This is a genomic window from Planococcus beijingensis (genome assembly GCF_016820615.1).
Classification (GTDB): domain Bacteria; phylum Bacillota; class Bacilli; order Bacillales_A; family Planococcaceae; genus Planococcus; species Planococcus notacanthi.
Genome location: NZ_JADHDZ010000010.1, coordinates 77,517 through 89,054 on the forward strand (window position 1 = coordinate 77,517; position 11,538 = coordinate 89,054).

Consider the following 11,538-nt stretch of genomic DNA (forward strand, 5'->3'; position numbering starts at 1 on the left):
GCAATTTTACCGGTCGAATAATTGCTGCAAAGTTGCAGGATATAATTCATGTTCAATCTGATGGATCTGTTGCTCGACTTCATTACGGCCACGTCCTGCAACCAGGAATGACTGCTGCGTAATGATGCTGCCTGTATCCATTCCGGCATCCACGAAATGTACAGTAACGCCTGCTCTTTCCGCACCTGCTGCCAATGTTTGGCCAATGGCATCTTTCCCCGGAAACGCCGGAAGCACAGAGGGATGAATATTGACGATGCGGTTTTCATAAGCTGCCAGCAGAACTGGACCGATCAAGCGCATGTAACCGGCCAAAACGATCCATTCCACTCCGAGCTCCTGCAGTTTTTCTTTCAGCATCTGCTCGTAAAGCTGCTTGGATTCAAACTCAGACGGCTTAAAAGCGAAAGACGCCACTCCTGCCTTGCGTGCACGTTCTATTACATAAGCTTGTGGCTTATCGGTCACAGCAAGCACCAATTCCGCCTGCAGACTGCCGCCGGCAATAGCGTCGGCAATGGCTTGGAAATTAGAACCGTTTCCTGACGCAAAGATAGCAATTTTCGGTTTAGTGCTCATCCAATGTGCCGTCCTGTTCACCTTGGAATTGAACGCCTGCCGTTTTTGAGACGCGGCCGATAGGGAAAGCCTGCTCACCATTCTCCCGAGCTGTTTTCAGCACCTGTTCCGCATCTTCCGGAGCAACCGCCAGAACAAAACCGATGCCCATATTGAAGACCGAATACAGATCGCGGTCCGCAAGTTCCCCTTTTTCCTTCAATAGGGTGAAAATATCAAGAACCGGCCAGCTGCCGATCGTGATTTCTGCACCTAATCCTTCCGGCATCATCCGCGGGATGTTCTCGATAAAGCCACCGCCTGTCACATGGGCCATGCCATGAATGCTGGTTTCGTTGCTGATGGCAGCTACTGCTTTTGCGTATATTTTAGTTGGCGTCAACAGTGCGCCACCAATTGGACCAAGTGATTCAAAGCCTTCAACCGTTTGTTCAAGCGTAAAGTTGTTTTGTTCGAAAACGATCTGGCGAACCAGCGAATAGCCGTTGGAATGGATACCACTGGAAGCAAGGCCGATCAGGACATCACCCGCAGTGATTTTTTCTCCTGTGACGATTTTAGATTTCTCCGCAGCCCCCACCGCAAAACCGGCGATATCGTACTCGTCTTCTTCATAGAGCCCAGGCATTTCAGCAGTCTCTCCGCCGATCAATGCAGCACCGGCCTGGACACAGCCGTCCGCTACACCTTTGACGATTTGTTCTATCTTTTCAGGAACCGCTTTGCCGACTGCGATATAGTCAAGGAAAAATAAAGGTTCCGCACCTTGTGCAACAATATCATTGACGCACATGGCGACACAATCGATGCCGATTGTGTCGTGGCGGTCCGCCATAAATGCCAGCTTCAGTTTCGTGCCGACGCCGTCCGTTCCGGAAACAAGAACCGGTTCTTTCAAATTCAGCTCAGATAAATCGAACATGCCGCCGAAGCCGCCAAACGCACCCAGCATTCCTTTGCGTGCTGTCCGCTCCACATGGGATTTCATGCGGTTGACCGCTTCGTAGCCTGCTTCGATATTGACGCCTGCTTTTTCATATGCTTTTGACACACCGGTTCCCCCTTATTTCACTTTTTCTTTTTCATGCGGCAACACTGTATCCGGATAAATATTGGTTGGGTATTCCCCTGTAAAACAAGCGAGGCAGTGTCCGCATTTCGAACCGGGATCTGTCCGCCCGATGTTTTGGACCATGCCATCCACTGACAGAAATGTCAGTGAATCCGCTCCGATAATTTCACGCATTTCTTCTACCGTATTGTTGGCGGCAATCAATTCGCCTGCCGTGCTGATATCAATGCCGTAAAAACACGGATTCTTGATGGGCGGTGAACTGATGACAACGTGTACTTCCGTGGCGCCTGCTTCTTTCAGCAAGTTGACGATGCGCCGTGAAGTCGTGCCGCGGACGATTGAATCATCCACCATAATGACGCGTTTGCCTTTCACTACTTGGCGGACAGGCGATAATTTCATTTTCACGCCTTGTTCACGCAAGTCCTGCGAAGGCTGGATAAATGTGCGCCCCACATAACGGTTTTTGATCAATCCCAATTCATAGGGAATGCCGCTTTGTTCCGAATAGCCGATGGCTGCCGAAATACTGGAATCCGGAACACCCGTCACGACATCCGCTTCAATCTGCACTTCCTTCGCCAATTGAACGCCGAGGCGCTTTCTTGCGGTATGGACGTTGATGCCGTCGATATCCGAATCAGGACGTGAGAAATATACGTATTCCATCGTACAGATTGCCCGTTCTTCCGGATATGCAAAGCGTTCTGCGCGCAGGCCATCTTTTGTGATGATCAAAAACTCACCAGGTTCAACCGAACGAACAAATTCCGCTCCGACTATATCAAAAGCACAAGTTTCCGATGCCGTCACCCAGGCATCTCCAAGTCTTCCAAGAGATAAAGGGCGCAGTCCGTTCGGATCCAAAGCAATATACATCGCTTCTTCCGTCAAAATAACGCAGGCAAAGGCACCTTTCAATAAGGACAAGGCATTTTTCGCTTTTTCTTCAAACGTTGCATAACCGCTTCGTTTGATTAAATGAGCCAGCACTTCCGTGTCGGAAGTTGTTTGAAAAATGCTTCCTTGGCGTTCCAGGTGGCCTTTCAGCTGCGTGGCATTGACCAAGTTGCCATTATGGGAAATTGCCAAACTGCCGGTCGTTGAATTAAAGAGCAGGGGCTGCACATTTTCAATGCCGCTGCCCCCTGCTGTTGCATACCGTACATGGCCAATCGCGCCATGCCCTGCAATCTTTTCAATCTTTTCAGGCGTAAAGACTTCACTGACCATGCCTTCACCTTTTAATGGACGAAGCCCCTCCCCGTCCGTCGACACAATTCCAGCACCTTCCTGGCCGCGATGCTGCAGTGCATGCAATCCGTAATAGGTCAATTGAGTCGCATTTGGGTGGCCCCATATTCCAAAGACGCCACATTCTTCATTTAAGCTTCTGATTTCAGCAAGCATGGGATAGCTCCTTTCCAAGCTGAGCGAAGTGCAGCGACTGAACCATTGATCCAAGCCGTGCCATCTTCGCCGTTGATGACTAAGTTGTCTCCCGTGACTTGGCCGATTTTCTTGGCATCTGATACCATCTCTTCAAATTGTGCTGCTTTTTCAGGGCTGACCGTCACCACAAAACGTGATTGCGATTCGCTGAATAAAGCTGTTGTCGCTGAACCTGACAAGGTAACATCCATTCCCAATCCGTTGCCGAAAGTTTTTTCGGCTAATGCAACGGCAACGCCGCCTTCTGCAACATCATGTGCCGAAGCAACAAGCCCCTGCTGGATAGCTGACAGGATTTCCTGTTGGCGTTTTGCTTCCACTGCCAAATCGATAGCCGGTGCTTTGCCGAAAATACGTCCTTCGACCATTTTTTGCAGCTCACTGCCACCGAATTCCGTAAAGCTTTCCCCGATCAAATAGACCAGGTCGCCTGCTTTTTTCGCATCTTGTGTCGTTACGTGCGAAAGGTCTTCAACAAGGCCCACCATGCCGATGGTCGGCGTCGGGTAAATGGCAGTGCCATTGGTTTCATTATACAACGAGACGTTTCCGCCGATAACTGGAGAATCCAGGATTGTACAGGCTTCAGACATACCGTCTGCCGCTTTTTCAAGCTGCCAGAAAATCTCTGGTTTCTCCGGGTTTCCGAAGTTCAGGCAATCGGTGATGGCAAGAGGTTTTGCACCCGAAACGACCACATTGCGCGCCGCTTCCGCCACAGCGATTTTCCCTCCGGTTTCCGGATCCAAATAGATATAGCGGGAGTTGCAATCCGTTGTCATGGCAAGGCCTTTATTGGTGCCGCGGATACGGACCACTGCCGCGTCCGATCCCGGGCTGACCACTGTACTTGTGCGTACTTGATGATCGTATTGATCGTAGACCCATTCTTTTGAAGCGATGGTCGGCTGTTTCAATAGCGCCGTCAAGGTTTCATTGTAATCTGTGATTTTCGGTTCTGCATTGTCCAACTGTTGGAATTCAGTGAAATAAGCTGGTACTGCTGATGGCTTGTGGTAAACCGGTGCGTCTTCTGCAAGAGCATCAACCGGTACTTCTGCGACGATTTCCCCTTTGTGCTTCAGACGAAGTGTGGAATCATCTGTCACGGTGCCGACAGTGACTGCATCCAGGCCATATTTCTCGAACAACTCGACAATTTCAGGCTCGCGGCCTGCTTTTACGACGATGAGCATACGCTCCTGTGATTCAGAAAGCATCATTTCGTAAGCGGTCATACCAGTTTCACGCTGTGGAATATGATCCAGGTCCATCTCGATGCCGGATCCGGCTTTAGAAGCCATTTCAGCTGAAGATGAAGTCAATCCGGCCGCACCCATATCCTGAATGCCGATCAATGCATCCGATTTGATCAATTCCAGGCAGGCTTCCAGTAACAGCTTCTCCATAAATGGATCTCCCACTTGTACAGCCGGGCGGTTCTTGTCAGAGCCGTCTGTCAGCTCCTCAGAAGCAAAAGTGGCTCCGTGGATACCGTCACGCCCTGTTTTAGCGCCAACGTACATCACCGGGTTGCCAGTGCCTTTGGCGATGCCTTTTTGGATATCTTCATGATTGATCAATCCGACACACATCGCGTTGACCAGCGGATTGCCGTCATACGAATCATCAAACTGGACTTCGCCGCCAACAGTCGGGATGCCGATGCAGTTTCCGTAACCGGCAATTCCGGCAACCACTTCTTCAAACAAATATTTCACTCGTGGAGTGGTCAATTCACCAAAACGCAGTGAATTCAGCAACGCAATCGGCCGTGCCCCCATGGAGAAGACATCACGGATAATTCCGCCGACGCCAGTAGCAGCCCCTTGATAAGGTTCGATGGCAGAAGGGTGGTTATGGGATTCCATTTTGAAGACGACTGCTTGCCCGTCGCCGATGTCCACAATCCCTGCTCCTTCTCCTGGCCCTTGCAGGACACGTTCTCCTTTAGTCGGGAATTTCGCCAAAACCGGTTTCGAGTTTTTATAAGAACAATGTTCAGACCACATGACCGAGAACAACCCGGTTTCCGTGTAGTTCGGCAGTCTTCCCAGGATTTCTTCGACCATGGCGAATTCCGCATCCGACAAGCCCATTTGCTGATAAACTTTCTGTTCCTTTATCTGAGCTGCATTTGGTTCAAGCATGACTGACATTTGCTTCCCTCCACTGTTTTACAATTGATCTGAATAAAGCCAATCCATCTGTGCCGCCGATCAAATCGGATACGGCGCGTTCCGGATGCGGCATCATGCCGAGAACGTTTCCACGTTCATTGATGATGCCCGCGATGTTATTGCGGCTGCCGTTAAAATCATCTGCATAGCTAAAGACGATTTGATTGTTTTCTTTGAGGTGGTTATAAGTCGCATCGTCGCAGAAATAATTGCCTTCTCCGTGTGCGATTGGAATTTGGATCTCCTGTCCCTGCTCGTATTCGTTGGTGAACAAAGTATTATTGTTCTCAACTTTCAATCCGACCGTACGACACATGAATTTCAGGTTTTTGTTGCGCAATAAGACGCCAGGCAACAGGCCTGCTTCCGTTAATATTTGGAAGCCATTACAGATTCCCAGAACCGGTTTTCCTGCTTCTGCCGCTTTTCTCACTTCATCCATAACACCCGAAAATTGAGCGATGGCGCCGCAACGCAAGTAATCGCCGTATGAAAATCCGCCTGGCAGCAAAATGCCATCGTAGCTGCTCAAATCTTTTGAGTCATGCCATACGTATTCCGCTTCTTCACCCAATTCATCCTTCACCGCGTGGTACATATCCAAATCACAATTGGAACCAGGGAAAACAATCACTGCGAATTTCATTGCGAGACAACCTCCTCAATTTCAAATCGATAATCTTCAATCACCGTGTTGGCTAATAAACGATGGCACAATTCATTGACTAGGGCATCCACATCCCGTTCGCTGTCTCCGATGACCAGTTCCAGGTATTTGCCGATTCGTACATCTTCCACTTCACCATAGCCCATTTTATGAAGAGAGCCCATAACTGCAGAACCTTGTGGGTCCAATACGCTTTCGCGCAATGTTACGTATACTTTTACTTTTTTCATGAATGTTGTCCTCCTAGACGAGTTAAAATGAGTTCGTACGCTTCAGTCAAATTCCCCAGATTGCGGCGGAATACATCTTTATCCAATTTTTGTTTCGTTTCTATGTCCCAAAGGCGGCACGTATCCGGCGAGATTTCATCTGCCAATAGAATATTGCCTTCTGTATCACGGCCAAATTCAATTTTGAAATCGACCAGATCCACACCGATTTCTTTGAAGAAACCGATCAACACTTTGTTGATTTTTCGTGCTTTCTCCTTAAGCTCAGCCACTTCTTCTGCAGTCGCCAAGTTCAGCATGTCGACATGCTCGTCCGTAATCAGCGGATCGCCTAAGTCATCATCTTTCAGGTAAAATTCCACGACCGGGCGGCTGATGGCGACGCCTTCTTCAATTCCAAGGCGTTTGGCCATGCTGCCGGCTGTGATGTTGCGGACCACCACTTCCAATGGAATGATGCTGACTTGCTGCACCAATTGTTCATGGTCAGACAATTGCTTAACAAAATGAGAAGCAATGCCCGCTTCCTGCAATTTCGTGAAAATCAGTGACGTGATTTTATTGTTCAAAATGCCTTTGCCGGTGATTTCCTCTTTCTTTTCACCGTTGAAAGCCGTTGCTGAATCTTTATATTCCACCCACAAAATTCCCTGTTCATCCGTTGCATATAAGCGTTTTGCTTTTCCTTCGTACAATAGCTGACCTTTTTCCATTTTTAGAAGCCCCCGTTTAGTTTAGTCCAAGTCGGTTGAAAATCATGTCCACTTGCTGCAGGTGGTGGTTGTAATCGAAGCAATCATCCAATTCCTCTTTAGACAATTTAGCTGTAATAGTGTCATTCGCTTCCACGATTTTGCGGAAATGCGTCTGATTTTCCCAGGCTTCCATTGCACATGGCTGAACAGTATCATAAGCCGCTTCACGAGCCATCCCTTTATCGATTAAAGCCAATAGCACACGCTGCGAATAAATCAACCCAAGCGTTGAATCCATATTGCGTTTCATGTTTTCAGGGAATACCGTCAAGTTTTTGACGATGTTTCCGAAACGGTTCAGCATGTAGTTCAATGCAATCGTCGCATCCGGCAAGATCACCCGTTCAGCAGATGAATGCGAAATGTCGCGCTCGTGCCATAAAGAAACGTTTTCGTAAGCTGTCAGCATGTAGCCACGGATCAACCGGGCAAGCCCTGTCATGTTTTCAGATCCGATCGGGTTGCGTTTGTGAGGCATTGCCGATGAACCTTTTTGGCCTTTAGCAAAGAATTCCTCTACTTCACGCGTTTCTGATTTCTGAAGGCCGCGGATTTCTGTAGCGAATTTTTCGATCGATGAACCGATCAAAGCAAGAACGCTCAAATACTGTGCATGGCGATCGCGTTGCAAAGTTTGTGTTGAAATCGGTGATGCCGCAAGGCCTAACTCTTTGCAGACATACGCTTCAACAAATGGATCGATGTTGGCGTAAGTTCCAACTGCTCCGGACATCTTGCCAGTTTCAATAGAAGCAGCAGCAGCCTCAAACCGTTCCAGGTTGCGTTTCATTTCCTCATGCCATAATGCCAGCTTCAAACCAAACGTCGTCGGTTCTGCATGGACACCGTGTGTACGGCCCATCATGACTGTCATTTTGTGTTCTTTTGCTTTATTTGCGAGAATTTCGATGAAGTTTGTCAAGTCTTTGCGGATAATGACGTTCGCCTGTTTCAATAAATAAGACAAGGCTGTATCCACAACATCTGTTGACGTCAATCCGTAATGAACCCATTTGCGTTCTTCGCCAAGCGTTTCAGATACTGCTCTTGTAAAAGCAACAACATCGTGGCGGGTTTCTTCTTCAATTTCCAGAATACGGTCTACTGAGAAAGAAGCGTCTTTGCGGATTTTCGCTACATCTTCTTTCGGAATATCACCGATTTCAGCCCAAGCTTCACATGCCAGAATTTCAACTTCCAGCCATGCATTGTATTTGTTTTCATCCGTCCAAATTGCGCCCATTTCAGGTCTTGTGTAGCGTGCGATCATTTTAAAGTTCCTCCAATTATTCCGGCCAAATGCCGGATGTGTCTATTTCACTTAAAGTCGCCTTTAAGTCTTCCGTTAATATCGTAACATGTCCCATCTTCCGTTTCTGCTTCGCTTCATCTTTTCCGTACAAATGAACCGACCAATTCGGGAATTGTGCGATTTTCGAAGTGAGCGGCGCAACATGTTCACCCAATATATTGACCATCACCGCTTCAGACCATAAAATGGGCTGCCGCAGCGGCCATCCGCAAACTGCACGGACATGCTGATGGAATTGCGAGATGTTCGTCGCTTCGATTGAATAATGCCCAGAGTTATGGGGACGTGGTGCCAGCTCATTGACAATGATGCCGCCGTTTTCCAAAACGAACATTTCAACCGCCAAAGTACCGACCATGTTCAGCTGAGCCGCGATTTTCTCAGCTGCCTGCTTTGCCAGATCGACCGTCTCTTTATCAATACGCGCTGGAACAATGGTCTGATGGAGGATATGATCTTTGTGGATATTTTCACCGATCGGCAAAATCGCCGTTTCTCCATGCACATTCCGTTGGATGATCACTGAAATCTCTTTCGTGAATTCAACGAATGCTTCTGCTACACATTCACCGTTATCGAATAAAGCTTCAGCCAGATCCATCTCGTCATGAGAAGAAACCGTCTGCTGCCCTTTGCCGTCGTAACCGCCACGTGCCGTCTTTACAACAAAAGGAAATGACAGCTGACTGCTCTTCTCCTTCAGTTCCTGAAATGTTGAAGCTGTAATGTAATCCGCTACAATCACGCCCGCTTCAGAAATGGCCTGTTTCTCCAAAATCCGGTTCTGCGTCACTCGAATCAATTCGGCTCCTTGGGGTACGTAAGCAATTTCTGAAAGCTTCGTTAATCCTTCTGCATCGATGTTCTCGAATTCATACGTAATGACATCGCTGACTTCAGCCAATTCCTCTAAAGCCTGTTGGTCATCAAAAGGCGCAATGATTTGAATGTCAGCCACTTGGCCGGTTGGAGAATCCATTCCGGGATCAAGAACCGCAATTTTAAATCCGGCTTCTTTTGCTGCCAGTGCCATCATCCGTCCCAATTGGCCACCGCCGATAATGCCGATTGTCTGTCCTGGCAAAATCGTTTTCTTCATATCAAGTCACCTGAACTTTCCATCACAGCAGCAGCTGTCCGGTCACGCCGGTCCTGCAGCGCTTGTGCCACTGCTTCATCAGCCGTGCCTATTATTTGAGCTGCCAGCAACCCGGCATTGACAGCACCCGCTTTGCCGATAGCTACCGTAGCCACTGGCACACCGCCTGGCATCTGGACTATGGATAACAAGGAATCCAAGCCGTTTAATGCTTTGGATTGAACGGGTACGCCGATAACCGGCAATGTAGTCTTTGCTGCTACCATACCTGGCAAATGCGCAGCCCCTCCTGCCCCTGCAATGATGACGTGAAGCCCACGCCCCCGAGCTTGTTCAGCATAGCTGAACATCAAATCCGGTGTACGGTGTGCGGAAACCACTTTCTTTTCATAGGCCACACCCAGTTCATCCAACACATCACACGTATGCTTCATTGTTTCCCAATCACTCGTACTTCCCATAATGACGCCAATTCGCGGATTCATTGAAACACTCTCCTTTAAAAAATAAAAAGCCCTCAAGTAAACTGCTCACATAACGTGAAAAGCAGTTTACTTAAGGACTGTACATGAAACGATTTATGGATGAGGACATAGAGAGACCTCTCCTTCGCTTAACGATCCACTAAGTTGCTTTCCCGCATAGTCCGGACATTTACGGTGTCCTGGTAGAGACGCAGAAGCCAATTCTTCTGCATATATGGGGTATCCTCTTTTATCATAACAACTCGATGAAAGTACGTCAATAATAAAGTCGAACAATTATTTATACGGTTATCAAATCGTTCGTGTTTATTAGATCTAAAATGTTATTCGCTCAGTTTACTTCCTTTAAATTTAACGATTTGCCGTATTGGCACGGGTTGACCGTTTATTTCCTCGAACAACGGCTCTTCTTTCCGCCCTACAGCCGCATACCCTTTTTCTCGCATGCGATCCAAACAATCTGAGATGGATTCATTTTCTTCAACTTCAAACCATACTGTATTCTTGCTCATTTATACAAATTGCCCCTTTTCACTGTTTTCACCCAAAATCCACCATGGATCGTCTTCGCCTCATAGGCAATGATAAACGCCTTTGGATCAATTTCCTGTATGGCTTTATACAATTTGAGTTCCATTTTGCGAGGTGTCAAAATTTGCATCGACTGTCGGCCACCGTCACGGCCATTCGCATTCCAATCTGTTACACCATACCCTTTTTCTCGAAGTTGGTTCGGCAGGTATTCACCTGCCTCACTCGTGATGACGTTTACAGTAATATAGCCAAGAGCCATTTTTTCTTCGATTTTGGAACCGATAATTACGCCGGACCCGTAGCCTAAAGCATAGGCAATCAAGTTTTGAATCTGGTCCAGATTATCAAGAACCAACCCGAGACCTACTATATAAATAACAACTTCCACCATACTGACGACGGCAGCCAAATAGCGATAACCTTTTAAAGTCATAATCATCCGCACCGTAAAAAAAGTTACGTATACGATATTGATCGAAAAAATGATTAACACCATTAACCACGGATTTACATCCAATTTCTACACCCTTTCACTTTTCAACAATAATTACTGTTCATCTTAGGGGAAAAAACGGCAGAATGCAAGAGAGAAAAGACGGAGAAGTCCTGCTGTATAAAGGAAGCTGGCATTTCGTCGCCTTCTTTGGGTACATAGTGAGAAAATTTCAGTGTTATACATCCTGTATCCTATTTCCTAAGCGAGATGAAGTAAGCCGCTTCTTGTTTTTGGATGCTATTTATAAGATTACAGATATACAGTATGAGAAACATGGGAAGTATGTTTTAGTTGTATTCGATGAATAGAAAGATTAATGAAACCCTGAATAGTTTGCTAACCAAAGTTTTTTTCCATCAAGCGTTGGTCTGAGGTAAAGAGCCCTCCCCATTTCAGTGACGGAGAATAGGTTCTAAATACATCCTCAAGAATTCTTTTTGCTCATTTGGAATCAGGAGTTGTAAGTTTTCTTCAATCCACATGCCCGTCTGAACACGTTGCCTAAGTAGTTGCTAGATAGCGATGGTAACTAAGTGTCTGTCTCATGTCGATGAGAAATTGGAGATTGCGTGTTTTTTTGCTATAACACCTTAATATTTAGTACAGAACCACGAAAAAAGCCGTTACCGGAATCGGTAACGACTTTCATTCATGTGCCCAGCGACGTCTTACTC

12 protein-coding genes and 1 riboswitch are annotated in these 11,538 nt (G+C 47.2%); all 12 genes read right to left on the reverse strand.

Annotated features, from left to right (window positions below):
• Positions 1 to 6 precede the first annotated feature (6 nt).
• Positions 7 to 579: a phosphoribosylglycinamide formyltransferase gene (gene purN / locus IRE19_RS17525; RefSeq protein WP_203341383.1), complete on the reverse strand. Its 573-nt coding sequence runs from the start codon at positions 577 to 579 to the stop codon at positions 7 to 9.
• Positions 569 to 1,630 (reverse strand): phosphoribosylformylglycinamidine cyclo-ligase, encoded by a 1,062-nt coding sequence (gene purM / locus IRE19_RS17530; RefSeq protein ID WP_203341384.1) that lies wholly within the window; start codon positions 1,628 to 1,630, stop codon positions 569 to 571. Before purM ends, purN begins: the two co-directional genes overlap by 11 nt.
• Positions 1,631 to 1,642: 12 nt before the next feature.
• The gene (gene purF / locus IRE19_RS17535) at positions 1,643 to 3,064 is read right to left on the reverse strand and encodes an amidophosphoribosyltransferase (protein WP_191716829.1); all 1,422 of its coding nucleotides are present in this window, start codon (positions 3,062 to 3,064) and stop codon (positions 1,643 to 1,645) included.
• The gene (gene purL, locus IRE19_RS17540) at positions 3,040 to 5,265 is read right to left on the reverse strand and encodes a phosphoribosylformylglycinamidine synthase subunit PurL (RefSeq protein ID WP_203341385.1); all 2,226 of its coding nucleotides are present in this window, start codon (positions 5,263 to 5,265) and stop codon (positions 3,040 to 3,042) included. The genes purF and purL overlap by 25 nt, the downstream gene beginning before the upstream one ends.
• Complete coding sequence (purQ, locus tag IRE19_RS17545) at positions 5,249 to 5,932, reverse strand: phosphoribosylformylglycinamidine synthase subunit PurQ (protein WP_191716831.1); 684 nt, start codon at positions 5,930 to 5,932, stop codon at positions 5,249 to 5,251. Before purQ ends, purL begins: the two co-directional genes overlap by 17 nt.
• Complete coding sequence (gene purS / locus IRE19_RS17550; RefSeq protein ID WP_191716832.1) at positions 5,929 to 6,183, reverse strand: phosphoribosylformylglycinamidine synthase subunit PurS; 255 nt, start codon at positions 6,181 to 6,183, stop codon at positions 5,929 to 5,931. Before purS ends, purQ begins: the two co-directional genes overlap by 4 nt.
• The gene (gene purC, locus IRE19_RS17555) at positions 6,180 to 6,896 is read right to left on the reverse strand and encodes a phosphoribosylaminoimidazolesuccinocarboxamide synthase (RefSeq protein WP_203341386.1); all 717 of its coding nucleotides are present in this window, start codon (positions 6,894 to 6,896) and stop codon (positions 6,180 to 6,182) included. The genes purS and purC overlap by 4 nt, the downstream gene beginning before the upstream one ends.
• Positions 6,897 to 6,912: 16 nt before the next feature.
• Positions 6,913 to 8,208: an adenylosuccinate lyase gene (purB, locus tag IRE19_RS17560; RefSeq protein ID WP_191716834.1), complete on the reverse strand. Its 1,296-nt coding sequence runs from the start codon at positions 8,206 to 8,208 to the stop codon at positions 6,913 to 6,915.
• Positions 8,209 to 8,224: 16 nt separating this feature from the next.
• Positions 8,225 to 9,349 (reverse strand): 5-(carboxyamino)imidazole ribonucleotide synthase, encoded by a 1,125-nt coding sequence (gene purK, locus IRE19_RS17565; RefSeq protein WP_203341387.1) that lies wholly within the window; start codon positions 9,347 to 9,349, stop codon positions 8,225 to 8,227.
• A complete protein-coding gene (gene purE, locus IRE19_RS17570; protein WP_191716836.1) occupies positions 9,346 to 9,834 on the reverse strand; it encodes a 5-(carboxyamino)imidazole ribonucleotide mutase in 489 nt (162 codons plus the stop codon). The genes purK and purE overlap by 4 nt, the downstream gene beginning before the upstream one ends.
• Before the next feature lie 137 nt (positions 9,835 to 9,971).
• Positions 9,972 to 10,072: riboswitch (purine riboswitch) on the reverse strand.
• Positions 10,073 to 10,157: 85 nt separating this feature from the next.
• A complete protein-coding gene (locus IRE19_RS17575) occupies positions 10,158 to 10,346 on the reverse strand; it encodes an NETI motif-containing protein (RefSeq protein ID WP_191716837.1) in 189 nt (62 codons plus the stop codon).
• Entirely contained in the window at positions 10,343 to 10,864 is a 522-nt protein-coding gene (locus IRE19_RS17580) for a DUF2179 domain-containing protein (RefSeq protein ID WP_191716842.1), read from the reverse strand. The genes IRE19_RS17575 and IRE19_RS17580 overlap by 4 nt, the downstream gene beginning before the upstream one ends.
• Positions 10,865 to 11,538: the final 674 nt, after the last annotated feature.

Coding starts and splice junctions, on each gene's coding strand:
- purN (WP_203341383.1), bottom strand. CDS start 579: ATGAGCACTAAACCGAAAATTGCTATCTTTGCGTCAGGAAACGGTTCT.
- purF (WP_191716829.1), bottom strand. CDS start 3,064: ATGCTTGCTGAAATCAGAAGCTTAAATGAAGAATGTGGCGTCTTTGGA.
- purL (WP_203341385.1), bottom strand. CDS start 5,265: ATGTCAGTCATGCTTGAACCAAATGCAGCTCAGATAAAGGAACAGAAA.
- purQ (WP_191716831.1), bottom strand. CDS start 5,932: ATGAAATTCGCAGTGATTGTTTTCCCTGGTTCCAATTGTGATTTGGAT.
- purS (WP_191716832.1), bottom strand. CDS start 6,183: ATGAAAAAAGTAAAAGTATACGTAACATTGCGCGAAAGCGTATTGGAC.
- purC (WP_203341386.1), bottom strand. CDS start 6,896: ATGGAAAAAGGTCAGCTATTGTACGAAGGAAAAGCAAAACGCTTATAT.
- purB (WP_191716834.1), bottom strand. CDS start 8,208: ATGATCGCACGCTACACAAGACCTGAAATGGGCGCAATTTGGACGGAT.
- purK (WP_203341387.1), bottom strand. CDS start 9,349: ATGAAGAAAACGATTTTGCCAGGACAGACAATCGGCATTATCGGCGGT.
- purE (WP_191716836.1), bottom strand. CDS start 9,834: ATGAATCCGCGAATTGGCGTCATTATGGGAAGTACGAGTGATTGGGAA.
- IRE19_RS17575 (WP_191716837.1), bottom strand. CDS start 10,346: ATGAGCAAGAATACAGTATGGTTTGAAGTTGAAGAAAATGAATCCATC.
- IRE19_RS17580 (WP_191716842.1), bottom strand. CDS start 10,864: ATGGTGTTAATCATTTTTTCGATCAATATCGTATACGTAACTTTTTTT.